Source organism: Streptomyces sp. NPDC006872 (genome assembly GCF_040635845.1).
Lineage (GTDB): Bacteria > Actinomycetota > Actinomycetes > Streptomycetales > Streptomycetaceae > Streptomyces.
This window is the reverse complement of record NZ_JBEYIL010000007.1, coordinates 101,891-126,174: the sequence shown is the minus strand read 5'-3', so window position 1 is coordinate 126,174 and position 24,284 is coordinate 101,891. Positions and strand designations below refer to the sequence as shown.

At 70.1% G+C, this 24,284-nt stretch carries 25 protein-coding genes; 7 read left to right on the top strand and 18 right to left on the bottom strand.

Translation table 11 applies throughout. The features are described 5' to 3' along the window. Positions 1-71: 71 nt before the first annotated feature. Positions 72-1,103, top strand: coding sequence for a 2-dehydropantoate 2-reductase N-terminal domain-containing protein (locus ABZ725_RS21790; RefSeq protein WP_358804244.1), 1,032 nt, complete (start codon positions 72-74; stop codon positions 1,101-1,103). 26 nt (positions 1,104-1,129) lie between these two features. Next, positions 1,130-1,738 (top strand): TIGR03086 family metal-binding protein, encoded by a 609-nt coding sequence (locus tag ABZ725_RS21785; protein ID WP_358804243.1) that lies wholly within the window; start codon positions 1,130-1,132, stop codon positions 1,736-1,738. Between the two features lie 249 nt (positions 1,739-1,987). Here ABZ725_RS21785 and ABZ725_RS21780 read toward each other — a convergent pair whose 3' ends face one another. The 15 genes from ABZ725_RS21780 to ABZ725_RS21710 form a co-directional block, all read right to left on the bottom strand. Continuing rightward, the gene (locus ABZ725_RS21780) at positions 1,988-2,740 is read right to left on the bottom strand and encodes a sirohydrochlorin chelatase (protein WP_358804242.1); all 753 of its coding nucleotides are present in this window, start codon (positions 2,738-2,740) and stop codon (positions 1,988-1,990) included. A gap of 6 nt (positions 2,741-2,746) precedes the next feature. Beyond that, on the bottom strand, positions 2,747-3,670 hold the full coding sequence (locus ABZ725_RS21775; RefSeq protein ID WP_358804241.1) for an ABC transporter permease: 924 nt from the start codon (positions 3,668-3,670) through the stop codon (positions 2,747-2,749). Then, positions 3,657-4,469 (bottom strand): ABC transporter ATP-binding protein, encoded by an 813-nt coding sequence (locus ABZ725_RS21770; RefSeq protein ID WP_351909290.1) that lies wholly within the window; start codon positions 4,467-4,469, stop codon positions 3,657-3,659. Before ABZ725_RS21770 ends, ABZ725_RS21775 begins: the two co-directional genes overlap by 14 nt. An 11-nt stretch (positions 4,470-4,480) precedes the next feature. Next, positions 4,481-5,602 (bottom strand): aliphatic sulfonate ABC transporter substrate-binding protein, encoded by a 1,122-nt coding sequence (locus ABZ725_RS21765; protein ID WP_358804240.1) that lies wholly within the window; start codon positions 5,600-5,602, stop codon positions 4,481-4,483. 234 nt (positions 5,603-5,836) lie between these two features. Beyond that, positions 5,837-7,171, bottom strand: a complete 1,335-nt coding sequence (locus tag ABZ725_RS21760; protein WP_351909286.1) for a GTP-binding protein — start codon at positions 7,169-7,171, stop codon at positions 5,837-5,839. A gap of 2 nt (positions 7,172-7,173) precedes the next feature. After that, positions 7,174-8,115, bottom strand: a complete 942-nt coding sequence (gene cysD, locus ABZ725_RS21755; RefSeq protein ID WP_358804239.1) for a sulfate adenylyltransferase subunit CysD — start codon at positions 8,113-8,115, stop codon at positions 7,174-7,176. After that, the gene (cysC, locus tag ABZ725_RS21750) at positions 8,112-8,696 is read right to left on the bottom strand and encodes an adenylyl-sulfate kinase (protein ID WP_358804529.1); all 585 of its coding nucleotides are present in this window, start codon (positions 8,694-8,696) and stop codon (positions 8,112-8,114) included. Before cysC ends, cysD begins: the two co-directional genes overlap by 4 nt. Positions 8,697-8,716: 20 nt before the next feature. Next, complete coding sequence (locus tag ABZ725_RS21745; RefSeq protein ID WP_351909280.1) at positions 8,717-9,427, bottom strand: phosphoadenylyl-sulfate reductase; 711 nt, start codon at positions 9,425-9,427, stop codon at positions 8,717-8,719. After that, positions 9,424-9,603 carry a hypothetical protein gene (locus ABZ725_RS21740; RefSeq protein WP_351909278.1) on the bottom strand — a complete coding sequence of 60 codons (180 nt, stop codon included), beginning with the start codon at positions 9,601-9,603 and terminating at the stop codon, positions 9,424-9,426. The genes ABZ725_RS21745 and ABZ725_RS21740 overlap by 4 nt, the downstream gene beginning before the upstream one ends. Next, entirely contained in the window at positions 9,600-11,297 is a 1,698-nt protein-coding gene (locus ABZ725_RS21735; protein WP_358804238.1) for a nitrite/sulfite reductase, read from the bottom strand. Before ABZ725_RS21735 ends, ABZ725_RS21740 begins: the two co-directional genes overlap by 4 nt. A 127-nt stretch (positions 11,298-11,424) precedes the next feature. Next, the gene (locus ABZ725_RS21730) at positions 11,425-11,508 is read right to left on the bottom strand and encodes a putative leader peptide (protein WP_309486338.1); all 84 of its coding nucleotides are present in this window, start codon (positions 11,506-11,508) and stop codon (positions 11,425-11,427) included. A 149-nt stretch (positions 11,509-11,657) separates the two neighbouring features. Beyond that, positions 11,658-12,230 carry a GNAT family N-acetyltransferase gene (locus tag ABZ725_RS21725; protein ID WP_358804237.1) on the bottom strand — a complete coding sequence of 191 codons (573 nt, stop codon included), beginning with the start codon at positions 12,228-12,230 and terminating at the stop codon, positions 11,658-11,660. 17 nt (positions 12,231-12,247) lie between these two features. Continuing rightward, positions 12,248-13,576 (bottom strand): hypothetical protein, encoded by a 1,329-nt coding sequence (locus ABZ725_RS21720; RefSeq protein WP_358804236.1) that lies wholly within the window; start codon positions 13,574-13,576, stop codon positions 12,248-12,250. Positions 13,577-13,742: 166 nt separating this feature from the next. Continuing rightward, positions 13,743-15,020, bottom strand: a complete 1,278-nt coding sequence (locus ABZ725_RS21715; RefSeq protein WP_358804235.1) for a GAF domain-containing protein — start codon at positions 15,018-15,020, stop codon at positions 13,743-13,745. A 332-nt stretch (positions 15,021-15,352) separates the two neighbouring features. Next, a complete protein-coding gene (locus ABZ725_RS21710) occupies positions 15,353-17,002 on the bottom strand; it encodes an acyl-CoA dehydrogenase family protein (RefSeq protein ID WP_358804234.1) in 1,650 nt (549 codons plus the stop codon). A gap of 123 nt (positions 17,003-17,125) precedes the next feature. Between ABZ725_RS21710 and ABZ725_RS21705 the strand changes: the two genes are divergently transcribed. Continuing rightward, a complete protein-coding gene (locus ABZ725_RS21705) occupies positions 17,126-18,298 on the top strand; it encodes a YihY/virulence factor BrkB family protein (protein WP_358804233.1) in 1,173 nt (390 codons plus the stop codon). A gap of 90 nt (positions 18,299-18,388) precedes the next feature. Here ABZ725_RS21705 and ABZ725_RS21700 read toward each other — a convergent pair whose 3' ends face one another. Next, complete coding sequence (locus tag ABZ725_RS21700; protein ID WP_358804232.1) at positions 18,389-19,294, bottom strand: NmrA family NAD(P)-binding protein; 906 nt, start codon at positions 19,292-19,294, stop codon at positions 18,389-18,391. Between the two features lie 104 nt (positions 19,295-19,398). Between ABZ725_RS21700 and ABZ725_RS21695 the strand changes: the two genes are divergently transcribed. Together ABZ725_RS21695 and ABZ725_RS21690 are read left to right on the top strand one after the other, a co-directional pair. Further along, entirely contained in the window at positions 19,399-20,346 is a 948-nt protein-coding gene (locus ABZ725_RS21695) for an AraC family transcriptional regulator (protein ID WP_358804528.1), read from the top strand. 326 nt (positions 20,347-20,672) lie between these two features. Further along, positions 20,673-21,359, top strand: a complete 687-nt coding sequence (locus ABZ725_RS21690; RefSeq protein ID WP_358804231.1) for a helix-turn-helix domain-containing protein — start codon at positions 20,673-20,675, stop codon at positions 21,357-21,359. A gap of 147 nt (positions 21,360-21,506) precedes the next feature. Here ABZ725_RS21690 and ABZ725_RS21685 read toward each other — a convergent pair whose 3' ends face one another. Next, the gene (locus tag ABZ725_RS21685; RefSeq protein WP_358804230.1) at positions 21,507-21,902 is read right to left on the bottom strand and encodes a VOC family protein; all 396 of its coding nucleotides are present in this window, start codon (positions 21,900-21,902) and stop codon (positions 21,507-21,509) included. Between the two features lie 107 nt (positions 21,903-22,009). Here ABZ725_RS21685 and ABZ725_RS21680 point away from each other — a divergent pair, with 107 nt between their 5' ends. Beyond that, on the top strand, positions 22,010-22,549 hold the full coding sequence (locus ABZ725_RS21680; RefSeq protein ID WP_358804229.1) for a DinB family protein: 540 nt from the start codon (positions 22,010-22,012) through the stop codon (positions 22,547-22,549). Here the strand turns inward: ABZ725_RS21680 and ABZ725_RS21675 are convergent. Beyond that, positions 22,536-23,168, bottom strand: a complete 633-nt coding sequence (locus ABZ725_RS21675; RefSeq protein ID WP_358804228.1) for a VOC family protein — start codon at positions 23,166-23,168, stop codon at positions 22,536-22,538. The two genes, ABZ725_RS21680 and ABZ725_RS21675, sit on opposite strands and share 14 nt — an antisense overlap. 234 nt (positions 23,169-23,402) lie before the next feature. On the opposite strand from ABZ725_RS21675, the gene ABZ725_RS21670 reads away from it, so the two are divergent. Next, the gene (locus tag ABZ725_RS21670; protein ID WP_358804227.1) at positions 23,403-24,053 is read left to right on the top strand and encodes a ThuA domain-containing protein; all 651 of its coding nucleotides are present in this window, start codon (positions 23,403-23,405) and stop codon (positions 24,051-24,053) included. The last annotated feature ends 231 nt before the right edge of the window (positions 24,054-24,284 follow it).

Genomic DNA, 24,284 nt, shown 5'->3' with positions numbered 1-24,284 from the left:
GAGCCGATCCGGCCGGAAACTTTTCCCACGTGCGTGAGGAGGCGAGCGCACGGCTGTGCGAGGCTCGTCCCATGCGTTACATCATCATCGGGGCAGGGGCGGTCGGGGGCACGATCGGCGGACGGCTGGCGGAGGCCGGGCAGCAGGTCGTGCTGGTCGCCCGCGGCGCGCACCGGGCGGCACTCGCGGAGAACGGACTGCGGCTCAGGGTTCCGGACGGCGAGCTGACCTACCGCCTCCCCGTGGTCGACGGGCCGGGCGAGCTCGGCACACTGCGCGCCGACGACGTCCTCGTCCTGGCCGTCAAGACCCAGGACGGCGAGGCCGCACTCCAGGCCTGGGGCCCGGCCCCGGTCGAGGGCGGCGGCACGGCGGCCGAGCGGCTGCCGCTGGTCTGCGCGCAGAACGGAGTGGAGGGCCCACGCCTGGCCCTGCGCCGCTTCCGGCACGTCTACGGCGTCTGCGTCTGGCTGCCCTCGACCCACGTCGAACCCGGCGTCGTCTCCGCCGCGGGCGCCCCGCTCACCGGCATCCTCCACCTCGGCCGGTACCCCCACGGCACCGACGACACGGTCCGCCGTATCGCCGCCGACCTGGAGAAGGCGCACTTCGAGGCGCCCGTCGTACCGGACGTCTCCCGCTGGCAGTACGCGAAACTGCTGTCCAACCTGGGAAACGCCCTGGAAGCGGTTACCGGACCGATCGACGAACCGGCGGCAGAGGCGTTGTTCGAGCGGGTCCGGGCGGAGGGCGCAGCCGTGCTCCGGGCGGCCGGGATCGCGTACGCGAGCGTCGAGGAACAACGGGCGGTGCGCGGCGACAAGGTCACCCTCGTCCCGCTCGACGGTGCCCCGCGCGGCGGCGGCTCCTCCTGGCAGTCCCTGAGCCGCGGCGCCGGCAGCATCGAGGCCGACCACCTCAACGGCGAGATGGCGTTTCTCGGCCGTCTGCACGGCGTGCCGACCCCGCTGAACGAACTGCTGCAGCACCTCGCGAACGAGTTCGCCCGGGAGCGGAGGGCGCCCGGATCCCTGCCGCTGCCGGAGCTGATCCGCCTGGCCGACGCCGCGGTCGCCGCTGTCGCGTTTGTTCAAGAGCCCTGAGGGCCGCACTGCCTAGCGTGCTGTGCATGAAGTACGACGACATGCGCGAGACGCATCAGTACATGTCCGAATGCGCAGCCGAGGCGTCGCGCATCGCCCGCGGTGTCCCGGCGGCACGGCTGAACGCCCCGACGCACTGCCCCGACTGGGACCTGCGCGCCCTGGTCGACCACTGGGTGCTCTACACCTCCCACGGCCTCGAGCACCGCGCCCTGCGCAGACAGCTCCCCGACGATCTCATCGCCCGCGACTTCACCGCCGACCCACAGTGGGCGAAGGCGTACGCCGACCAGCTCGACCGCGCGGTCGCGGCCTGGGCGGACCCGGCCGTGTGGGAGGGCGAGGTCCCGCTCGGGACGGCCGCGATGCCCGCCGCCGACATCGCCTCGATGATCGTCAAGGAGATGGCCGTGCACGGGTGGGACGTGGCCGTCGCCACCGGCCAGGAGCTGCGCATCTCGGACGACGCGGCCCGCTTCGTCCTCGACGTAGTCGAACGGCACGGCGACCTCTACCGCCAGTACGACGGCTTCGGGGCGGCCCTGCCGGTCCCGGAGGACGCCCCGCTGTTCGAACGGGCGTTGGGCGCGAGCGGCCGGGACCCACGGCAGGGCATCGTCCGGAGAGACGGCTGAGCCGTAGCCCGCGACCTGCGGCCTGAGGTCCGCGACCTGCGGTCCAGCCGGCGTCACCCCATTGTCCGTGTCATGGGCCCGACCCCTTCGGGAAACGGTCCCGGGGGATCACAGGACCGGTCGGCGTCGGAGGCGTCGTTGTGGGCATGGGGGGGCGGAGCAATCTGACGTCCGCCGTCGCCCATGATCGCCCCGCTGCCGCTGCCGCTGCCGCTGCCGCTGCCGCTGCCGCTGCCGCCCGTCGCCGGCTCAGGCGCCGACAGCCGCCAGGGCCGGTGTTCGCGCCGAGTCGTACCGCTCCAGCAGCGCCCGCGCCACCTCCGGTGCCGGTCCCAGCACGTCCGCCAGGACGTCCGCCTCGGCAGCGCCCCGCGCGATGCGGTCCGGCAGGAAACCGGGGGCCAGGACGTACGGCGCGACGGCGACCCGCGAGCACCCCAGCGCCCGCAGTTCGCGGACCGCGTCCTCGGTGCGCGGAAGAGATGCGGAGGCGAACGCGGGCCGCACGGCACACCAACCGGTGCGCCGCCACTCCCGCGCGATTTCTGCGATCACCGCGATCGCCTCCGGGTCCGTGGACCCCGCCGAGGCCAGCACGACCCCGGTCGAGGACTTGTCGGCGGACGTCAACCCCGCCTCGTACAACCGCCGTTCGAGCGCGGCGAGCAGCAGCGGCGACGGGCCGAGCACCTCGGCCTGTCTGATCCGCAGCTGCGGCGGCGCGTCCCGCAGGACCGCCGGGATGTCCGCCTTCGCGTGGAACGCGCGGGTCAGCAGCAGCGGCAGAGCCACGACATCACGGACGACGCCCTCCGTCGCCAGCGATTCCAACACCCCGTGCACGGAAGGGATGTTGAAGTCGAGGAAACCGGTTTCCACGCGCAGCCCCGGCCGCAGCGACCGTACCCGCCGCACCAGGGCGTGGACGGTCGCCGCGTGCCGCGGATCGCGGCTGCCGTGGGCGATGACCACGAGCACGGGATGAACCGGTTTCATTTGCATGGGACGTCAGCTCTTCACCAGCAGACCACGGCTGCGCAGCACCCACCGCTCCAGCGGACTGAAGATCAGCAGGTCGATGGCGATGCCGACGAACAGGATCAGCAGGATCGCCTCGAACACCATCGACATGTCACTGGCGTTGCGGCCGTTCTCCAGCAGCTGACCGAGACCGACGCCGAGATCGGGGAAGGACGCGATGATCTCCGCTGCCATCAGCGAACGCCAGGAGAACGCCCAGCCCTGCTTCAGACCCGCCACGTACCCCGGCAGCGCGGCTGGCAAGGTGATGTAAACGGTTCCCTTCAGACCCGTCGCGCCCATCGTGCGGCCCGCCCGCAGAAACAGCGGCGGAACCTGGTCGACGCCGGACACCAGCCCGTTGGCGATGGACGGCACCGCGCCGAGCAGGATCACCGCGTACATCATCGAGTTGTTCAGACCCAGCCACAGCACGGCCGGCGGCACCCACGCCACCGACGGCAGCGACTGCAGACCGGACAGGATCGGGCCGATCGCCGCCCGCACGAACTTCACCCGCGCCACCAGCAGACCCAGCGGGGTGCCGATCGCCAGGGCGAAGAGGAAGCCGAGCAGACCGCGCGAGACGCTGGTCCAGATGTAGCCGAGCAGCTTGCCCTCGAGCCAGGCGTCCTGGATCGTCCGTCCGACGTCCAGGGGAGAGACCAGCTTGGTCGGGTCGTCGACCATCTTGAAGGTGATCTGCCAGACGACCAGCAGCAGTGCGGTCGCGATGATCGGCGGCAGGATCTTGTCGACGAAGGTCCGCCGGAAGGGCGTACGGCCGGTGGGGACGACCACGTCCAGCGCGTCGAGCCCCGCCTCCACCCCGGCCAGCTCGGTGGTGACCGCCTTCGTCACGGCTGTCTTCGTCTCCGCCGTATCCGTCGTCTTCGTCTCAGTGCTGGCCATGACGGCGGATCTCCCCACGCAGGACTTCGGTGATCTCGATGGACAGTTCCGCCACGGGGGCGTCCTCGATCCGGCGCGGCTGTGGGATGTCGACCGTCCACTCACGCGCCACCCGGCCGGGCCGGGAGGACAGCAGGATGACGCGCTGCGCGAGTCGCACCGCCTCGCGCACGTTGTGCGTGACGAAGAGGACGGACAGCCCCGTCTCCTCCCAGATCCGGGTCAGCTCGTCGTGCAGCACATCCCGCGTGATGGCGTCCAGCGCCGCGAACGGTTCGTCCATCAGCAGGATGTTGCTCTCCTGCGCCAGCGCGCGGGCCATCGCCACGCGCTGCCGCATACCGCCGGAAAGCTCGTGTACACGCTTTCCGTACGCGCCCTTCAGCCGAACCAGTTCGAGCAGTTCCTCGGCCTTGTCGCGCCGCTCGGTCTTCGCGACTCCCCTGAGCTTCAGGGCGAGTTCGATGTTCTTGCCCGCGGTCAGCCACGGGAAGAGGGCGTGCTCCTGGAACATCAGCGCCGGACGGCCGTCCGTCGTGATGGAGCCGGAGGAGGGCTCGTCGAGCCCCGCCACCAGGTTCAGCAGTGTGGACTTGCCACAGCCCGAGGCCCCCAGAAGGGTGACGAACTCGCCGGGAGCGACATCGATGGTGATGTCGTCCAGGACGAGCTGCTGCCCGCCCGGTCCCGCGAAGGACTTCGAGACGTGGTCAAGGCGCGCCGCGTACTCCACGGACTCGGTGGGTTCGGCGGCCTTGGTGAGGGTCGTGCTCATGGTCGTCACCTCCTGGGAACTCATCGGGAATTCGATCAGCCGACGCCGAGACCGGCGTCGTCGACCGTGGACTCGCCCTCGGCCTTGAGGACCTTGTTCAGGATCGTCAGGTCGTAGATGCCCTTGAGGTCGGGCTTCTCCAGCAGGCCCGCGTTGACCGCGTGCTCGGCCTCGGTGTTGAGGGTCGCGGCCAGCGGGTCGTTGATGAACTGGATCGACGTCCACGCCGAGTCCAGTACGTCGGTCGGCAGCGCCTTGCCGGAGTCGACCGCCAGCTGCTTGTTCGCCGCGGCCTTGGCCTCCGCCGGGTTGGCGTTGATCCACTTGTTGGTCTCGACCGAGCCCTTCAGCACGGCCTCGACGACCTTCGGGTGCTCCGTGAGGAACTTCTGCGACACGATGATGTTCGTGATCACGAACTTGTTGTCCGGCCACAGCGACGCCTCGTCGAGCAGCACCTTGCCGCCCTCGGCGACCAGCTTCGACGCGGTCGGCTCCGGCACCCAGGCGCCGTCGATGGAACCGGCCTTGAACGCGTCGGGCGTCACCTTGTTGTCGCTGCGGACGACGGTGACGTCGCCCTTGCCGCTCTGCGCGTCGACCTTCCAGCCCTGGTCCGCGATCCAGTTCAGAAACGCCACATCCTGCGTGTTTCCGAGCTGAGGCGTAGCGATCTTCTTGCCCTTGACGTCCTTGAGGGACTTGATCTTGTCCGAGTTGACGACGAGCTTCACGCCGCCGGACGCCGAACCGCCGATGATGCGCAGGCTCTTGCCGTCGGACTTGGTGTAACCGTTGATCGCCGGGGAGGGGCCGATCCAGCCGATGTCGATGGAACCGGCGTTCAGCGCCTCGATCTCGGACGGCCCCGCGTTGAAGGTCGCGTACGACGCCTTGGTGGCGCCCAACGCCTTCTGGAAGATGCCCTGCTCACGACCGACCAGCGCGGTCCCGTGCGTCAGGTTGCCGAAGTAGCCGATCTTGACGGTGTCGAGCCCGTCGATCTTCTGCGATCCGGCAGCGACCTTTTCGTTGGCGTTGTCGTCCTTGGCCTCGGAACCGTAGCCGCAGGCGGCGAGGGCGAGCAGCGGAAGGGCCGCTGCGGCGGCAAGGCCGCGGCGAAGGAGAGTGGAGCGGGCGGGGCGATTGGCAGGCACGGGAGGGGTTCCTCTCGTTGGCCCGGCGGTCACGGTCTTTCAGGTCGTGGCCGGGAAATCGGCAAAGGGTTTTCGTCGCTTCCGGGACGTCGGGTGGGGGGAGAGGGCGCGCAGGCAGTGCGCGTACGTCAGAGTGCACATCGCGCCACTCCGCCCTGCCCGCTGCCGAGGGCGCCGCTGCCGACACGGCCGCCCTCCTTCGCGAACGTCGAGTAGAAATCGGTTGTGGTCATTTCAGAAGTCCCAACCGTCCTCGTCGGAGTCGTCCTTGACCGGCTCCGGCGACGCGAACGACTCGCCGACCATGCCCGCGGTGAGCGTGGTGCCGTCGGCCGGATCGATCAGGATGAACGATCCTGTGCGCCGCGAGTCGGCGTAGGAATCCACCGGAAGCGGTTCCGCGGTGCGGATCTTCACGCGGCCGATGTCGTTGGCGACGAGCTGTCCCGGGTGCGGGTGCAGGGACAGGTCGTCGAGCGTGAGACGGGACGGGATGTCCTTGACGATCGCCTTGACCGTGCGGGTGCCGTGCTTGATCAGCACCCGGTGCCCGACAGTCAGCGGCTGGTCGGCGACGTGGCACACGGTCGCCTCGACGTCCTGCGTGGTGGCCGGCGCGTCCTTCGTGGGCACGATCAGGTCACCGCGCGAGATGTCGACGTCGTCCGCCAGCAGCACGGTCACCGACTGGGTCGTCCACGCCACGTCCACCGGCTCGCCCAGCAGGTCGATGCCGGAGATCGTCGACGTACGGCCGGACGGCAGCACGGTCACCGGCTCGCCCACCCGGAACGTGCCGGCCGCGATCTGACCCGCGTACCCCCGGTAGTCCGGGTGCTCGGCGGTCTGCGGCCGGATCACGTACTGCACGGGAAGACGGGCGTGGCAGTGCGCCAGGTCGTGACTTACCGGAACCGTTTCCAGGTGTTCCAGGAACGTCGGGCCGCCGTACCAGTCCATGACCGCGGACGGATCGACGACATTGTCCCCGGCGAGCGCCGAGATGGGGATCGCGGTGATCTCCGGGACGCCCAGCTCGCTCGCGTACGCCGTGAACTCCTCGGCGATCGCCGCGAACACCGACTCCTGGTAGTCGACCAGGTCCATCTTGTTGACGGCCAGGACGACGTGCGGGACCCGGAGCAGAGCCGCGATCGCCGCATGCCGACGGGTCTGTTCCACCACACCGTTGCGCGCGTCCACCAGGATCACGGTCAGTTCGGCGGTGGAGGCGCCGGTGACCATGTTGCGGGTGTACTGCACGTGTCCGGGGGTGTCGGCGAGGATGAAGCGGCGGCGGGGGGTGGCGAAGTAGCGGTAGGCGACGTCGATGGTGATGCCCTGCTCGCGCTCGGCGCGCAGGCCGTCGGTGAGCAGCGCGAGGTCGGGCGCCTCCTGGCCGCGGCTGGCCGATACGCGTTCCACGGCCTCCAGTTGGTCGGTGAGGATCGACTTGGAGTCGTGCAGGAGCCGGCCGACGAGGGTGGACTTGCCGTCGTCGACGGAGCCGGCGGTGGCGAAGCGCAGCAGGGTGGTGGCCGAGAGCTCCTCGGCGGTGATCGTGGTCATGGTTAGAAGTACCCCTCGCGCTTGCGGTCTTCCATCGCGGCCTCGGACATCTTGTCGTCGGCGCGGGTGGCGCCGCGCTCGGTGAGCCGGGAGGCGGCGATCTCGGCGATGACGTCGTCGAGCGTGACGGCGCCGGAGTCGACCGCGCCGGTGCAGGACATGTCACCGACGGTCCGGTAACGCACGAGGCGCTTCTCCACGGTCTCGCCGTCCTTGGGCCCGCCCCACTCGCCGGCGGTCAGCCACATGCCGGCGCGCTGGAACACCTCCCGCTCGTGCGCGAAGTAGATCTCCGGGAGCTCGATGCCCTCCCGGTCGATGTACTGCCACACGTCGAGTTCGGTCCAGTTGGACAGCGGGAAGACGCGGACGTGCTCACCGGGTGCGTGGCGTCCGTTGTAGAGGTTCCACAGCTCGGGGCGCTGGCGGCGCGGGTCCCACTGGGAGAACTCGTCGCGCAGCGAGAAGACGCGTTCCTTTGCGCGTGCCTTTTCTTCGTCGCGACGGCCGCCGCCGAAGACGGCGTCGAACTTCTCCGACTGGATCTTCTCCGTGAGGGGAAGCGTTTGCAGCGGGTTTCGGGTGCCGTCGGGACGCTCGCGCAGGGTGCCGCGGTCGATGTACTCCTGCACGGAGGCGACGTGCAGGCGCAGCCGGTGGGCGTCGATCACCCGGTCGCGGTAGTCGAGGACCTCGGGGAAGTTGTGTCCGGTGTCCACGTGCAGCAGCGAGAAGGGGATCGCCGCGGGGGCGAACGCCTTCAGCGCCAGGTGCAGCATGACGATGGAGTCCTTGCCGCCGGAGAACAGGATCACCGGGTTCTCGAACTCGCCCGCCACCTCGCGGAAGATGTGCACCGCCTCGGACTCCAGCGAGTCCAGGTGGCTCAGGGCGTACGGGCTGGCCGTGCTGCCCTCCTCGGCCTTGGCGACGGTCGTCGTCATGCCAGTCCCCTCTCGCTGAGCAGCGCGTACACCGACGCCGCGGACTCCTGCACGGTCTGGTCCTGGGACTGGATCCGCAGATCGGGTGACTCGGGCGACTCGTACGGGTCGTCGACCCCGGTGAGCCCGGTCAGCTCGCCCGCCGCCTGCTTGGCGTACAGACCCTTCACATCACGGACGGAGCACACCTCGACCGGGGTCGCCACGTGCACCTCCAGGTAAGCGGTTCCGCTCTCCTGATGCCGCTTGCGCACGGCCTCACGGCTGTCGGCGTACGGCGCGATCACCGGGACGAGCGCCTTGACGCCGTTACGGGCCAGCAGTTCGGCAAGGAAACCGATGCGCTGCACGTTGGTGTGCCGGTCCTCGCGGCTGAAACCGAGACCTGCGGAGATGAACTCGCGGATCTCGTCGCCGTCGAGCACCTCGACGAGGTGGCCCTCCTCACGCAGCCGGCCGGCCAGCTCGTACGCGATGGTGGTCTTGCCGGCACTCGGCAGACCCGTGAGCCAGACGGTGGCTCCGGTCGTCACGTGGTTCTCCCGGTTCGTAGAAGTGGGGGTGGGGACGGGGTCGTTCATGGAAGTCGCGGTCATGGCGGTCAGCCGTGCAGCCCGCACTCGGTCTTCGCGCGCCCCGCCCAGCGGCCGGCGCGCGCGTCCTCGCCCTCGAGGACCCGACGAGTGCAGGGGGCGCAGCCGACGGACGCGTAACCGTCCATCAACAGGGGGTTGGACAGTACGCCGTGCTCAGTGATGTACGCATCGACGTCGTCCTGGGTCCAGCGGGCGATTGGCGAGATCTTGACCTTCTGCCGCTTCTCGTCCCAGCCGACGACCGGAGTGTTCGCCCGCGTGGGCGACTCGTCGCGCCGCAGGCCGGTGGCCCAGGCGCGGTAGCCCCGCAGTCCCTCCTCCAACGGCTGCACCTTGCGCAACTTGCAGCACAGGTCCGGGTCACGGTCGTGCAACTTCGGCCCGTACTCGGCGTCCTGCTCGGCGACGGTCCGACGCGGGGTGAGCGTGATGACGTTGACGTCCATCACGGCCTCGACCGCGTCCCGGGTGCCGATGGTCTCGGGGAAGTGGTAACCGGTGTCGAGGAACACGACGTCCACGCCCTTCAGGACGCGGGACGCCAGATGCGCGACCACGGCGTCCTCCATGGAGGACGTCACGCAGAACTGCTTGCCGAAAGTGTCCACCGCCCACTGGAGGATCTCCAGGGCGGAGGCCTCCTCCAGGTCGTGGCCCGCCTGCTCGGCCAGCGCTTTCAACTCGTCGGTCGTACGGCCTTCCTGAACGGTGGTCATATCGCGTCCCCTCCCGGTTCGGTGCGCTGAACGCCCCGGGCGAGCAGCCCGAGGAACTTCAGCTGGAATGCGCGGTTGCATGCCGCGCATTCCCAGGCGCCGTGGCCCTGCTCGTTCGGACGCAGGTCCTCGTCGCCGCAGTAGGGGCAGTAGAAAGGGGCGGCCCGCTCGCTCATGAGAGGGCCTCCTCGCTGGCGCGAGAGGCCCAGGCGGCGAACCGCTCGCCGTCCTCGCGCTCCTCCTGGAACCGCTTCAGCACACGTTCCACGTAGTCCGGCAGCTCGTCCGCGGTGACCTTCAGACCGCGGACCTTGCGACCGAAACCGGCTTCCAGACCGAGTGCGCCGCCCAGGTGGACCTGGTAGCCCTCGACCTGCTCGCCCTGGTCGTCGAGGACCAGCTGGCCCTTGAGACCGATGTCCGCGACCTGGATCCGGGCGCAGGCGTTCGGGCAGCCGTTGATGTTGATGGTGATCGGCTCGTCGAACTCCGGGATGCGGCGCTCCAGTTCGTCGATCAGAGAGGAGCCGCGCTGCTTGGTCTCGACGATGGCGAGCTTGCAGTACTCGATGCCGGTGCAGGCCATGGTGCCGCGCCGGAACGGGGAGGGCTTGGCGGTCAGGTCCAGCGCCTCGAGCGCCTCGACCAGCGACTCGACCTGCGGCTCCTCGATATCGAGGACGATCATCTTCTGCTCGACGGTGGTACGCACGCGGCCCGAGCCGTGCGCCTCCGCGAGCTCCGCGATCTTCGTCAGGGTCGCGCCGTCGACTCGGCCGACACGTGGGGCGAAACCGATGTAGAAACGGCCGTCCTTCTGGCGGTGCACCCCGACGTGGTCGCGCCAGCGGGCGACCGGCTGGTCCGGGGCCGGGCCGTCGACCAGCTTGCGCTTGAGGTACTCGTCCTCGAGCACCTGGCGGAACTTCTCCGGACCCCAGTCCGCGACGAGGAACTTCAGACGGGCGCGGGTGCGCAGCCGCCGGTAACCGTAATCACGGAAGATCGAGATGACGCCCTCGTAGACGTCCGGAACCTCGTCCAGCGCAACCCAGGCGCCGAGCCGGACGCCGATCTTGGGGTTGGTGGACAGGCCGCCGCCGACCCACACGTCGAACCCGGGGCCGTGCTCGGGGTGGTGCACACCGACGAACGCGATGTCGTTGATCTCGTGCGCCACGTCGAGCAGCGGCGAGCCGGAGATCGCGGACTTGAACTTGCGCGGCAGGTTCGAGAAGGCCTTGTTGCCGATGATCCGCCGCTGGATCTCCTCGATGGCCGGGGAGCCGTCGATGATCTCGTCCTCGGCGATGCCGGCGACGGGCGAGCCGATGACCACGCGGGGGGTGTCACCGCAGGCCTCGGTCGTGGACAGGCCGACCGCCTCGAGGCGGTTCCAGATCTCGGGCACGTCCTCGATGCGGATCCAGTGGTACTGGATGTTCTGCCGGTCGGTGATGTCGGCGGTGCCGCGCGCGAACTCCTGCGAGATCTCGCCGATCACCCTCAGCTGCTCGGTGGTGAGCCGGCCGCCGTCGATGCGCACGCGCAGCATGAAGTACTTGTCGTCCAGCTCCTCCGGCTCCAGGATCGCGGTCTTGCCGCCGTCGATCCCGGGCTTGCGCTGGGTGTACAGGCCCCACCAGCGCATACGGCCGCGCAGGTCGTTGGGGTCGATCGAGTCGAAGCCCCGCTTTGAGTAGATCGTCTCAATGCGTGTCCGCACATTGAGACCGTCATCGTCCTTCTTGAACTGTTCGTTGCCGTTGAGCGGGGTGAAGTGTCCCGCTGCCCACTGGCCCTCGCCGCGGTGACGGCTCACCTTGCGGCGGGGAGTCGCGGCGGCAGGGTTCTGCGGGGTGGCGGCCATGGTTGAACGTCCTTCGGAACAGGCGGGAAGCGGCTCTGACCTGCGCGTATAGACGCGCATGGGAGAACAGATGCGCGTCATTGCGCAGGAGGGGGCTCTGCGGAGATGTCGGCGGTGCTGGGGCTCGTCAGCTCGCCGGACAGATGGCGCTGGACATGCGGCCGAGGTCGACGTGCCGCCGACTCACCAAGGCAATTCCAGTTCCGGACATGACGAAAGCGTGTCAGGCGATCTGGACCCAGTCCAGCTTCGTCCGAGATGCGGACACCCTTGTCCCGGTATGCGAGACGAGAGTGTCCTCGATCACATGCGCTGCGACGCCTCTTGTCGGCGCAGGTCAGAACGGATAGGAGCAGTGGGTCAGGCCGGGAACGCGCCCGGCCAGGGGCCCGGCGCGGACGCCTCGGGCTGCTCCTCGACCTTGGTGTCGAACAGCTTGAAACCGCGTCGCTGGTAGTTGTCCATCGCGTGCTCGCCGTCCAGGCTGCAGGTATGCAGCCACACCCGCTTGGTCTCGGGCAGTCCGGGCCAGCGGTCCGTGAGGTCCCATGCCCGGGCGGCTCCGTACGACAGCAGGTGCCCGCCGATGCGCCGCCCGCGGAAGGCCGGGAGCAGCCCGAAGTAAACGATCTCTACGACACCGTCGTCCTGCGGCTCCAGCTCCACGTACCCGGCCGGTGTGCCCCGGTCGTATGCGACCCAGGTCTCGACTCCGGGGCGCGCCAGATGTTCCTGCCACTGCGTGTACGTCCAGCGCAGCCGGTCGATCCAGCGGATGTCCCCGCCGACGGACGCGTACAGGAAACGGCTGAACTCCGGGGAGGGGGCCTCGGAGCGGACGATCCGGACGTCCCCCTCGGGCGCGGCGGCCGGGAGGAGGTCGGTCGGGTCGGTCTGCTCCAGGGACCAGGTGGTCACGGGGATGTTGGTCATGCCCGTCAGGGAATCATCTACTTCGTCGTTCTGTCGATCGAGGCCAGCGGCAGTGCGAAGAGCACCCGCCCCGACTGGGTCCAGACCTCGCCGGTCGCCGCCCAGTAGGAAAGGGACTCGGTCTGCGTGCTCCAGCAGCTGTGTGTTTCCTCGCTGCCGCACACCGCGGCGCTCGAGCCGTCGGCCTTGCCGTTCTCGTCGCCATCCGTCGTGCCGACGGTCTGCCGCCACAGCGTCCCGTGCTCGTCCTTCGGGCCGGCGGCGCGGGTCACGTACCAGTCCGGGCCGTAGGACAGCACGCCCCGTACTCCGGTGACGCTCGTCTCGTACGCCTCCGAGGCAGCCACCTGCCCGGTCGTGCTCGCGGCGAGCAGCCCCTCATGGCCGGGCAGGGTGCTGAAGGGGTAGCTCCACAGGCGGGCGCCCCGGTCGCCCTCGTCGAGGGTCCATTCCCCGGCCACCAGGCTGTCCGGCGCGGTGCTGCGGTCGAGGGAGACGGTTGCGGGGTGCGGGGCGTCGGAGTCGTCGCTCAGCTCGTAGGAGCCGATGGCGGGCAGTACGAAGCGGTAACCGTTTGCCGACCAGCCGCCCGGCACCCGGCCGACCGCGTCGTCGGCGACCGTGGCGCGCTGGATGCGGTTCATGTCGTACACATAGAGCGCCGACCGGTCCCCGTCGTCGGCGGTGACCAGCAGCTTGTCCTGGTACCAGACCATCCCGGAGACATGGGAGACCAGCCCCCGGTAGTCGCGGCCGTCGTCGACGGGGACGGCGAGCAGTGCCCAGGTGTAGGAGAGGTGGTTCAGATTGCCCGCGTTCACGAAGCCGACCCGGGCCAGCCCGCGGTCGGCCGCCGTGCCGCCGCTGCGCGACCAGCCGGAGAGGATCACCCGGTTCGCGCCCCAGACGCCGTCGTCGTCCGCGTCCCCCGACGTGGTGACCGCGCCGGGCTGCCAGCCCTCGGTGTCGTCCGTGTTCCAGCAGTACGCACGCGCGGCCACGGGGGAGACAGGCAGAACCTTGCGCTCGGCGGCCGTGCAGTCGATCGCGTCCCGCAGGGTGCGGTCGGCGCCCTCCAGTACCGCACCGACGCCGACCGGTCGGCCCATCCCGGCAGCGAGCCGCTCCAGGGAGGCCTGCGGCACCAGGTTCTCCGCCAGCCGTAGTTTCCCGGTCTCGGACGATGTCGTAAGCGGTTTCAGGCCCCCGGGGCCGTCGTCGGTCACCGTCGCCTGGGAAACACTGACCATGGTGGCGGCAGCGGTGAGCGCGAGAGCGGCGCCGGACAGGAACGCCCGCAGTGCCCTGCCTCGCCTGCGCCGGCGATGTCGGCCACGTTGTCTCATTCGTCCTCCCGAGGCGGGCCAACTGCGCCTGATGATCCGTACGTTGACCGAGGAGCAGGTGGGGTGACCCGTAGAGGGATGCTACGGCAGTCGACTGCCACAGAGGACGAAGACCCCGCAAATATGCGGAAGATGCCGACGGAAGAACTCGGATGAAGCATTGTTGCTACGGTGTCGACATCCGGTCTCGTGCCACCGCGGGCGCGGTCGAATGGGGCAACAAACCCTTCGGATCCGCCGGAAGGAGCACCTCGACCTCGGCGTCTTCGCAGAAACGATACGGCCGGTGTTCCAGAAAACCCCCGAGATACCGCCGCACCCGGGACATCTCCGCTCGCACCGTCACCGTACGGCCGGAGTCGCCGAACATGTCCTCGGCCAGGCCCGCCGCGCTGCGGCCGCCCCGGTGCGCCGCCAGCAGATAGAGCAACTCGGCATGCCGCGGGCTGAGTTCATGCGACCAGGATCCCGCGTCCCCCGACACGGTCACCGACCAGCGTCTGGACCGGGTCAGGTCCAGCACGATCCGGGTCACGCCGCGCGCGGGCGGCTCGGCGGCCTCGTCCACCGACCGCACCAGCCAGCCCCCGGCCAGCGGCTCGATCGAGCACAGCCCGAGCGTCGGCAGCCACCGGCGGCCCGCGGACGTCGACTTGGGCAGCGCGATCCGGCTCGCGTACGGCATCCCGGTCACCGCCGCCGTCCAACCCTCCGCGTCCACCGCGGCCGCCCGGCCGCCGAGCCGGGCCAGCACCGGCGCCGCCACCGCACGCAACTGCTCCAGCGAACTCAGGTGCTTCTCGCGCAGCCTGGACTCGGCGAGCTTCGCCACCGAGTCGACCCAGGCCAGAGTGGCCGGATGCATCGTCTCCAGCGGCCCGCTGACATCGACCACACCGAGCAGCCGGCCGTTGCGCGGATCGGTGATCGGGGCGCCCGCGCAGGTCCAGGTCGCGTGCGAGCGCACGAAGTGTTCGGAGGCGAACACCTGTACGGGCCTGCGCACCACCGCCGGCGTGCCCACACCGTTGGTGCCGACCACGGCCTCACCCCAGTCCGCGCCCAGCTCGAAGCCGAGCCCGTCGGCCTTGCGCAGCACGGGGTTGCAGCCTTCGCGCCACAGCACCCGGCCCTCGGCGTCGGCGACCACCATGATGTGGTGGGCGACGTCCGCGACCGACAGCAACCCCTCGCGCAGCACCGGCAGCACCTCGCGCAGCGGCGACTCCTCCCGCCGCCGCCGCACCTCGTCGGAGCTGAGCAGCCCCACTCTGAAATCGTGCTCGGGGTCGACGCCGCTGCGCAGCATCCGCTCCCAGGACTGCTCGATCACGGGCCGCGGGGCGACGCGCGCCCGCTGGCCGGCCAGCCGGGCATCGCGCACCTCGTTGAGCACCCGCGCCGCCCGTGCGGCGTCGACGGCCGCCAGCTGCGGCACGTTCATCGCTGGCATCACCACTGGGCCTCCCGGGGAGCACAGGCGGACAACCGGATGTCAAGTTCCTGCGCCAATTGTTTCCGGTCTTATCTGAAGGTCTTGCCGAAGGCCCCATCTTGCCGTCCACACATGACGGAGGGGCATAGTCCCGTCACAACCGCCGACAAGTTGCAACCCCCTGCAACCCTGGTGAACATCCACAGCCTGTTTGAAACTTGAGTCAAGCCGTCCCGAGCGGCGATTCTGGCCTCGCAGGGCCATTGCGGCGGGGGTGGTGCCGTGTCGGCGCAGCACCACCCCCGCTTCCTGCCGCCACAGGTTTCTCCAGGTCACAGCGGTCACGGCCGAGGTTCGGCCCGCTCGACGATCGCCGCCAGGTCCAGACTGTGCGGCAACGTCCCGAAGGCCAGACCCCCGTCCCCGCCCAGCCGCGAGGCGCAGAACGCGTCGGCGACCTCCGGCGGCGCGAATCGTACGAGCAGTGCCCCTTGGAGCACCAGGGCGAACCGCTCCGCCAGCCGCCGGGCCCGTCCCTCGACGCCGTCCAGATCGGCCAGTTCCGTCAGCAGGCCCTTGATCGCCCCGTCCAGCCGGTGGTCCGCCCCGCGCGCCCGTCCCACTTCCTGGAGATAGGCGTTCAGTGCCTGCGGCTCGCGCTGCAGTGCCCGCAGCACATCCAGTGCCTGGACGTTGCCGGCGCCCTCCCAGACCGAGTTCAGCGGCGACTCCCGCACCAGCCGGGGCATCCCCGACTCCTCCACGTAACCGTTTCCCCCCAGGCACTCCGACGCCTCCACCGTCACCGACGCACAGCGCTTGGTCACCCAGTACTTGGCCACCGGAACCGCGATCCGCAGCAGCGCCCGCTCCTGCTCGCTCCCGTCGTCGTAGGCCGCCGCGAGCCGCAGCGCGAGCGTGGTCGCCGCCTCCGACTCCAGCGCGAGATCGGCCAGGACATTGCGCATCAACGGCTTGTCGACGAGCTTTCCGCCGAACGCCGCACGGTAGGTGCAGTGGTGGATCGCCTGCGCCACCGCCTGCCGCATCAGCCCCGCCGACCCGACCACACAGTCCAGCCTGGTCGCCGCCACCATGTCGATGATGGTGCGCACCCCGCGCCCCTCCTCACCGACCCGGCGCGCCCATGTCCCGTCGAACTCGACCTCTCCCGAGGCGTTGGACCGGTTTCCCAGCTTCTCCTTCAGCCGCTGGAGACGGAAAACGTTACGGGTACCGTCTTCGAGAACACGCGGCACGAGGAAACACGTGAGCCCGCCCTCGCCCGTCAGCGGGGCCGCCTGCGCCAGCACCAGGAAACCGTCCGACATGGGAGCCGAACAGAACCACTTGTGCCCGGTCAGCTCGTAGGCGCCGTCCTCGGCGAGAGGAGTGGCGACCGTCGTGTTCGCCCGTACGTCGCTGCCACCCTGTTTCTCCGTCATCGCCATCCCGAACAGCGCCCCGGCCTTCAGCCGGGCCGGCCGCAGCACACGGTCGTAGACCGTGGACGTCAGCCGGGGCTCCCACTCCGCGGCCAGCTCCGGATCGGCGCGCAGCGCGGGTACCGCCGCGTGGGTCATCGACAGCGGACAGCAGTTGCCCGCATCGACCTGCGTCCACACCAGGAAACCCGCCGCCCGCCGCACATGCCCGCCCGACCGCGCCCAGGCATCCGTCAGATGCGCCCCCACGCCCTTGCCGAGCAGCCGGTGCCACGCCGGATGGAAGTCGACCTCGTCGATGCGATGCCCGTAACGGTCGTGCGTGCGCAGTCTCGGCGGGTGCTGGTCGGCCTGCACCGCCCACTCCTGTACCTGCGCGGATCCGGCCGCCCACCCGAGCTCCGACAGCTCGTCGCGCGCCTCGACGAGCAGCTCCGGATCCAGGTGCCGTGCCACGGCATCCAGCAGCGCCCGATCGGTGCCGTAGACGTCGTACCCGGTCAGGGGCGGGGGCTGGTTGGTCACGGTGTGCGTGCTGCCTGCCATAGCCCGAACCTACCCTCGGGTACGGCGGTCATGGCCATCCGGAGCCCGCGCGCCGCTCCCCGACCCGGTGAAGCAGTCCGGCCGAAGGTGAGTGCAGCCCCGAACGGCGGATACCTTTAAGGCGTGCAGCCAGCAAGTCAGTCACCCGAGCAACCCGGGAGCCCCACCGGGCGTCTCCACCGGGCGCGTGCCCTTTACCGGAACGTCTCCAAGCGCCGGACCGCCTGGTTGCTGTTGAAGGACACCGTCAACTCCTGCATCGAGTACCGCATCCTCGGACTCGCCGCAGAAGCCGCTTTCTTCACGTTGCTGTCCGTGCCCCCGCTCCTGCTCAGCCTCATCGGCCTGCTCGGCTACGTCGACGACTGGACCGGCACCGACACCATCACCAGCCTGGAGTCCAACCTCCTCGACGCCTCGCGCAGGGTCCTGTCCGACAAGGGCGTGAGCCAGATCGCCCAGCCGATCCTCGACGACGTCATGAAGGGCGGCCGCCCCGACGTCATCTCCATCGGTTTCCTGTTCGCGCTGTGGTCCGGATCGCGCGCGGTGAACGTTTTCATCGACACCATCACCGTGATGTACGGCCTCGACGGCGTGCGCGGCATCGTCAAGACGCGGTTGGTGGCGTTCCTGCTGTTCGTCGCGGCACTGCTGATCGGCTCGGTCGCCCTGCCGCTGATGGTGGCAGGGCCGGACGCGGTGGTGCGGATCCTGCCCTGGTCGACGACCGTGGTGCAGGTCCTGTACTGGCCGGTCGTGATCATCCTGTCCATCGCGTTTCTGACCACGCTCTACCACGTTTCCGTGCCCGTGCGCTCCCCGTGGATCGAGGACGTGCCCGGCGCGCTCGTCGCCCTCGCCATGTGGGTGCTCGGCAGTTTCCTGCTGCGCATCTACCTGACGAACACGGTCGAGGGCGCGTCGATCTACGGCTCCCTCGCCGCCGCCGTCGCCGTGATGCTGTGGATCGGCGTGTCCGCCTTCGCCGTGCTGGTCGGCGCCGCCGTCAACGCCGCGATCGACCGGGTCTGGCCGGCCGCCGCGACGGCCGCGGCCCGCGCCGCCAACGAACGGCTGCGGGAGGAGGAGGCCGCGGAGTACGTCGCCCGCATGGCCGCGGCCCGCTCCCACGAGGACGACGACCCGGACGACCCCGACATGCCGTCCGAGTTCCCCGAGCGGTGGTCCCGGTTCCTCCCGCCGGAGGACGTGACGGGACGGTTCCGGACGCAGGTGAAGAGCTCTCCGAAAGGAAACGGTGCGAACGGGGAGGAACACCCCCGCGAGCAGTGAGCCTTGAGGGGAAGTGAGCCCGTGCGATGAGGTCCTCGGAGCGGGATCCCCGGAGCGGGAGCCCTCGAGGGCGCGACCCAGGGACGGGGGCTACGCCTTCCAGACGCCTGCGCCCGCCGCGTCCCTCGCGAACTCCGCGAAGTCGCGCGGCTCGCGTCCGAGCACCTCCTGGACGCCCTCGGAGAGGTAGGCGTTGCGCCCGTCGAGGAGGGAGTCGAACAGCTCCACCAGGAACGCGACCTCCTCCGGCGGTACCCCGAACCCGGCCAGCTGCTCGCCGTACTGACGCGCTGACACCGGCGTGTAGGTCAGCGCGCGCCCGGTGGCACGTCCGAATTCGGCAACCGCTTCCCGAAAAGTCAGCAGCCGCGGCCCGGACACGTCCAGCGCCTTCCCCACGTACCGATCGCCCGTAGTAAGCGTTTTCACCACCACGTCGGCGACATCCCGCAGGTCGACGAACGGCTCGCGCACCTCCCCACCCGGAAACACCAGCTCACCGCTCTGTCGCAGCCCCTCCACCAGCGGCCCCTCGCTGAAGTTCTGCGCGAACCACGAGGCCCGGACGACCGTCCAGTCGGCGCCCGACGCCTGCAGCGCCTCTTCGGTCGGCAGCGCCCGTTCCTCGCCCCGCGACGACAGCAGCACCAGCCGCCGCACCCCGAGCGCGACCGCTTCCCGAGCCAGCCGCCCGACGGCGTCCGCCGCGTCCGGGGCGCCCACGTCCGTCGGATACACCAGGTACGCCGCGTCGGCGCCGCGCAGGACGTCCGCCCACGTCGAACTGTCGTGCCAGTCGAAGCCCTGCGCCCGCGAGGCCGCCCGCACCGTGAGCCCGGCCGCCTCGGCGGCCCGCGCCACCCGGCCGCCCGTACGACCGGACACGCCGGTCACCACCACGGTCGTCTGCTGCACCGCCGTCTGCGGCGCGGCCGTCTTCGCTGCCGTCTTCTTCGCTGTCTTCTCTGTCGTGTTCTGTGCCGTGTTCTGTGTCATGACTCCAGTCAAGTGCGGTGCGCCGCACGCTCCCATCGCTGAACGGCTCATTCCCATAAGCGCGCGTCTACGCTGGCCACATGGACGCTCCTCCACGCTCGAACATGCTCACGCGGGGGGACCCTCTTGCAGGCCTTCTGGAGGGTCCACGCGCGCGAGGCGCCCTCATGATCCGGGCGTGCTTCGACCCGCCCTGGGGCGTACGGGTCGAGGACCGCGCCCCGCTGACGGTGATGCTCATGGTGCGCGGCGAAGGGTGGGTCGTGCCGGACGAGGCGCAAGGCGTCCGGCTGCGGGCCGGTGACCTCGCCATCGCCCGCGGCCCCGCGCCCTACACCTGCGCCGACGCCCCCGGCACGCCCCCGCAGGCGCTGATCCTCCCGGGCGGACAGTGCGCGTACCCCGACGGACGCCTCCTGAACGGCTCCATGGACCTGGGCGTACGTACCTGGGGCGACCGCCTCGACGGCTCCACGGTCGTCCTCATCGGCACGTACCTGATGCAGGGCGAGATCAACGGCCGGCTGCTCGACGCGCTGCCCCCACTGCTGTCCCTCACCTCCGACGTCTGGCAGTGCCCGCTCACCCCCCTGCTGATGGAGGAGATCGTCCGCGACGAACCCGGTCAGGAGGTCGTCCTGGACCGCATGCTGGATCTCCTGGTCATCGCCGCGCTGCGAGCCTGGTTCTCCCGCCCGGAGGCGGCGGCGCCGGCCTGGTACCAGGCGCTGGCCGACCCGGTCGTCGGGCGCGTCCTGCGCCTCGTCCAGGACGACCCGGCGCACGCCTGGACCGTCGCGTCCCTCGCCGCCAAGGCCGGCGTCTCCCGGGCGGCGATGGCCCGCCGCTTCACCGACCTCGTGGGCGAGCCCCCGATGACCTACCTCACAGGCCGGCGCCTCGCCCTCGCCGCGGACCGACTGCGCGACACGGAGGACACGATCGGCGCGATCGCCCGCCAGGTCGGCTACGGAAGCGCGTTCGCGCTGTCCAGCGCCTTCAAGCGGGTGTACGGGATCAGCCCGCAGGAACACCGGACACGGGTGTCCTAGGGACGGCTGCGGCTCGGCTCTCGCGTGCCGGCACCGTGGCCGCCGGATGAGTCAGGCTCGCGGCCGTGGAAGCGTGCCCCTCAGTAGGCAGCTGCCGGTAAGCGGTTTCACGGCTGTTCTCGGGGCGTAGTGGGTGGAGTGATGGGGGAGTGCGGGAGCGGTGCGCGAGGTCGTGGGTGACGAGGGAAATCGGTTACCGGTCGCAGAACAGGTTGCTGTCGCTTCGTCGGGTGCCCCCGCTGGGTGCCAGGACTCGCCCCCGGAGGGCTGGGACGGGTGCGGCTCCGCACCGGTGCACCCGTTTCCGGCGGCGTAGGCTGGCACACGTGTACGAGGAGAGGGCCTCGTCCCGGCTGACCGGGGCGGTGCTGTGGACGAACACACCGTCGTCGGCGCCCGGTGCGCTTCCTGCGCTTCCCGTGTTGCCCGACGGCTGCATGGACCTGCTGTGGAGCGAGGGCAGGCTGCTGGTCGCCGGACCGGACACCCGGCCCCACGTCCCCGCCGGACCGCCCGTGTCCTGGGCGGGCATCCGCCTCTTCCCCGGCACCGCGCCCGCGCTCCTGTGCGTACCGGCCCACGAACTGCGCGACCTCCGTGTCGAGTTGGCAGACCTGTGGCCCGTGTCGGAGGTACGGCGACTGAGCGCTCGGATCGCCTCGGCTGCGCACCCGACGACAGCGCTGGAGTCGCTGGCGCTGGAGCGGGCGGCCCGTCCCGACCCCGCACTGCGTCGACTCGTCACCGCCCTCGCCGCCGGCCGCGCGGTAGCCGCCACGGCCGATGAACTCGGCCTAGGAGCACGTCAGTTGCACCGCCGCTCGCTGGCCGCCTTCGGCTACGGCCCCAAGAAGCTGGCCCGGATCCTGCGCCTGCAACGTGCTCTCGCGCTGGCCCGGTCCGGCGTGCCGTACGCGGACACGGCGACCCGAGCCGGTTACGCCGACCAGGCCCATCTCTCCCGGGACGTAAGGGAGTTCACGGGCCTGACGCTGCGCGAGCTGTTGCGCTGACAGCCCGGTCTGTCGACCGACGGGCCCGGACTACCGGGCCGCCCGCACCGAACCCGTCGGAGGCCGGCGGGACTGAACCTACGGGGCCGACGGGCGGACGGACACCTTCTGGGCCATGGGGCGGACCCGCTGCGCCTGCCGGGGCGCCTACGGGGCCAACGGCGCGAACAGGTCGACGCCGTTGCCGTCCGGGTCCTGCACGACGGCGTACCGCTGGCCCCAGAAGGCGTCCCAGGGCTTCAGCTCGCCGTGGTGACCGGCGCTCAGCAGCTCCTCGTAGACCGTGTCGACCTCGCCCGGTGTGTCGCAGCGCAGCGCGAGCGAGGCCCTGCCGCCCCCGGACGGTGGCCGCCACTCCGGGAGGAACGAACGGACCGTGTCCTCGGTGTCCAGCAACAGCCGCAGACCTCCCGGTAGTTCGGCCTCGGTGTGCGGCTGCTGCTCGGAACCCTCGGGGAAGGCGAACCCGAGCCGACGGTAGAAAGAGACGGAGGCCGCCATGTCGGAGACGACCAGGCCGATGGCGTCGAATCGTGGACTCATGCGGCCACGGTAGGCACAGCCGACGTGGCCGGTCTTGAAGGAAACGGACACGTCCGGTGCCGGAAAACCGTTCCACACGTGTTTCTGGCGCGTGCCAGGGTGGTCCGATGGACAACCTTGGCCGTCGTGAACTCCTGAGCTGGCAGTTCGACCTGACCTGGTCCCTGTTCGAGTACCACCTCGACCGGCTGGAGCCGGAGGACTTCCTCTGGGAGCCCGCCGCTCACACCTGGACTCTCCACCCGGACGGCGCCGGAGGGTGGACACCCGACTGGGCGGAGACGGAACCCGACCCCGTCCCTGTCCCGACCGTCGGCTGGGTGAGCTGGCACCTTGCCTGGTGGCTGGGCACCGCCAGCGACCACCTCCTCGGCCGCCCGCCCCGAGAGCGCGCCGACATCCGCTGGCCGGGCGCGGGCGAGCCGGCTGTGACCTGGCTGCGCGATCTGCGCGAGGAGTGGACGGCCGCCGTCGCGGAACTCACCGACGCCGACCTCGACCGGACCGCACCGTTTCCCTGGCCGAACGATCCCGAGCACACCGTGGCCCACCTGCTCGCCTGGGCGAACGCCGAGCTGATGAAGAACGTGGCCGAGCTGGGACAACTGCGCCTGCTGAGGGCGGCTTCCCAGGTCAGTCGAACGTAACCGGTCCCCTGGGCGTTTCCACGGTGAATGAGAAGGCGGCCGGTCCCTCGGTGAGCGTGAGGTCGGTGCCGAGGACGGTCAGCACGGGGTGGATCTCGTCGGGCGTCGGGGCGGTGGCGGTCAGCTCCAACAGACGGACGACGGGCAGGTCCGACGCGGAAGGATGAGGTGTGGCGCCCCAGTCGATGAGGAAGGGCACCAGACCGGACGGGTGCGGTGAGCCGCCGTCGGTGAGCCGCCACCGGAGCACGGTGCCGTCGGGGCGACACCGACTCATCTCCCGCACGTCACCGGTGTCGTAGCCTCGCGCACGGGCGGCCGCCACCGTCGCGTCCAGGTCGGGCGGACTGATCGCCCAGCTGATCGTTCGCGCCGACGTGAGTGCGTCCGTCCCGAAAGGACGGGCCTGGGGAGGTGTCGGCTGCTCCGGATCCGGGCCGATGATCTCCAGGTAGGCGCCATGGCCCAGTCCCACCAGGTGGTTGCGGGTTCCGAGCCCGACATGCACTCCTCCCGGCGCCGGGGCCACTCCCGTGCGCCGGGTGAACTCGGCGACCGTCGCCGCCAGATCGGGCGTTGCGACGACGATGTGATCGAGGCGTGCGGGAATGGTGTTCATCCCACCCGAGCCTACGCGCCCCGGTCCGCGTCGCTGCTGATCCTTGAGCTCCGCGCCGACTGAGGAAAACCGAAGAAAGCGGTGTATCCGCGTCGAACTCAATGCCAGTGACCGGGCGTTCGTCACCTCATGAGCACTCGTGTGCATCGTTGGACAACCGCGGCTGCGAGGGCGAAATTTTCGGCTTGATCGCATCTCTGGGACTCGAACTTCTGTCCGCCTAGGCTCGTTCCCATGCCCGATCGTCTGCTTGTGTACACCCGCACCACCGCCTACCGCCACGACTCCATCCCGGACGCCGTCGCTGCCGTACGCGCCTTGGGCGAGTTCGCCGTGCACCACACCGAGGATTCGGCCGCCCTGGAAGCCTCGCTGGACGGGTACGCGGCCGTGGTCTTCCTCTCCACGAGCGGCGAGGTGTTGACCTCGGCCGGACGTCAACGGCTCGCCGAGTACGTCGAGGCGGGCGGCGGTTTCGCCGGGGTGCACGCGGCTGCCTGCACGGAGTACGACTGGCCGTACTACGGCGAACTCCTCGGTGCCCGCTTCGCCCGCCATCCCCAGCACCAGCCCGGCAAGGCGGTGATCGAGGACCACGACCACCCCGCCACCCGCTCTCTGCCTACCGTCTGGGACTTCACCGACGAGTGGTACGACTTCCGCGCCAACCCGCGCGGGCAGGTACGCGTCCTCGCCGTCGCCGACGAGTCGTCGTACGAGGGCGGCGGAATGGGCGCTGACCACCCCCTGGTGTGGTGCCGTGAGCAGGGGCGGGGACGCGTTTTCTACACAGCCCTCGGCCACGCGGCCGAGGCCTACCAGGACCCCGACTTCCTTGCGCATCTGCGAGGCGGGATCACCTGGGCAGCCGGGGTGCGGGACTGAAACCCAGTGGCGTTTCCTCGGTGAACCACTTGCGCCATGTTCGTCTCCGGCTTCGGCTTCGGCTTCGCGGCCCTGAGGCCGTGCACTCCGTCCTCACCGAACGGAAGGGGACGGACGAGCGGTTGCCCGCACCGGACATCACGAACGGGATCGGCGTCGCGACCGCCCCCCGGCTCATGGAGGGCAACATCGACCACCGCCGTCCCGCAGTGGGAAAACACGGCAGAAACG

Coding starts and splice junctions, on each gene's coding strand:
- ABZ725_RS21710 (WP_358804234.1), bottom strand. CDS start 17,002: ATGGCAGGCAGCACGCACACCGTGACCAACCAGCCCCCGCCCCTGACC.
- ABZ725_RS21780 (WP_358804242.1), bottom strand. CDS start 2,740: ATGCAAATGAAACCGGTTCATCCCGTGCTCGTGGTCATCGCCCACGGC.
- ABZ725_RS21715 (WP_358804235.1), bottom strand. CDS start 15,020: ATGAACGTGCCGCAGCTGGCGGCCGTCGACGCCGCACGGGCGGCGCGG.
- ABZ725_RS21695 (WP_358804528.1), top strand. CDS start 19,399: ATGCTCACGCGGGGGGACCCTCTTGCAGGCCTTCTGGAGGGTCCACGC.
- ABZ725_RS21700 (WP_358804232.1), bottom strand. CDS start 19,294: ATGACACAGAACACGGCACAGAACACGACAGAGAAGACAGCGAAGAAG.
- cysC (WP_358804529.1), bottom strand. CDS start 8,696: ATGAACGACCCCGTCCCCACCCCCACTTCTACGAACCGGGAGAACCAC.
- ABZ725_RS21735 (WP_358804238.1), bottom strand. CDS start 11,297: ATGGCCGCCACCCCGCAGAACCCTGCCGCCGCGACTCCCCGCCGCAAG.
- ABZ725_RS21760 (WP_351909286.1), bottom strand. CDS start 7,171: ATGACCACGATCACCGCCGAGGAGCTCTCGGCCACCACCCTGCTGCGC.
- cysD (WP_358804239.1), bottom strand. CDS start 8,115: ATGACGACGACCGTCGCCAAGGCCGAGGAGGGCAGCACGGCCAGCCCG.
- ABZ725_RS21730 (WP_309486338.1), bottom strand. CDS start 11,508: ATGTCCGGAACTGGAATTGCCTTGGTGAGTCGGCGGCACGTCGACCTC.
- ABZ725_RS21675 (WP_358804228.1), bottom strand. CDS start 23,168: ATGAACACCATTCCCGCACGCCTCGATCACATCGTCGTCGCAACGCCC.
- ABZ725_RS21670 (WP_358804227.1), top strand. CDS start 23,403: ATGCCCGATCGTCTGCTTGTGTACACCCGCACCACCGCCTACCGCCAC.
- ABZ725_RS21770 (WP_351909290.1), bottom strand. CDS start 4,469: ATGAGTTCCCAGGAGGTGACGACCATGAGCACGACCCTCACCAAGGCC.
- ABZ725_RS21785 (WP_358804243.1), top strand. CDS start 1,130: ATGAAGTACGACGACATGCGCGAGACGCATCAGTACATGTCCGAATGC.
- ABZ725_RS21745 (WP_351909280.1), bottom strand. CDS start 9,427: ATGACCACCGTTCAGGAAGGCCGTACGACCGACGAGTTGAAAGCGCTG.
- ABZ725_RS21775 (WP_358804241.1), bottom strand. CDS start 3,670: ATGGCCAGCACTGAGACGAAGACGACGGATACGGCGGAGACGAAGACA.
- ABZ725_RS21790 (WP_358804244.1), top strand. CDS start 72: ATGCGTTACATCATCATCGGGGCAGGGGCGGTCGGGGGCACGATCGGC.
- ABZ725_RS21740 (WP_351909278.1), bottom strand. CDS start 9,603: ATGAGCGAGCGGGCCGCCCCTTTCTACTGCCCCTACTGCGGCGACGAG.
- ABZ725_RS21720 (WP_358804236.1), bottom strand. CDS start 13,576: ATGAGACAACGTGGCCGACATCGCCGGCGCAGGCGAGGCAGGGCACTG.
- ABZ725_RS21680 (WP_358804229.1), top strand. CDS start 22,010: ATGGACAACCTTGGCCGTCGTGAACTCCTGAGCTGGCAGTTCGACCTG.
- ABZ725_RS21685 (WP_358804230.1), bottom strand. CDS start 21,902: ATGAGTCCACGATTCGACGCCATCGGCCTGGTCGTCTCCGACATGGCG.
- ABZ725_RS21725 (WP_358804237.1), bottom strand. CDS start 12,230: ATGACCAACATCCCCGTGACCACCTGGTCCCTGGAGCAGACCGACCCG.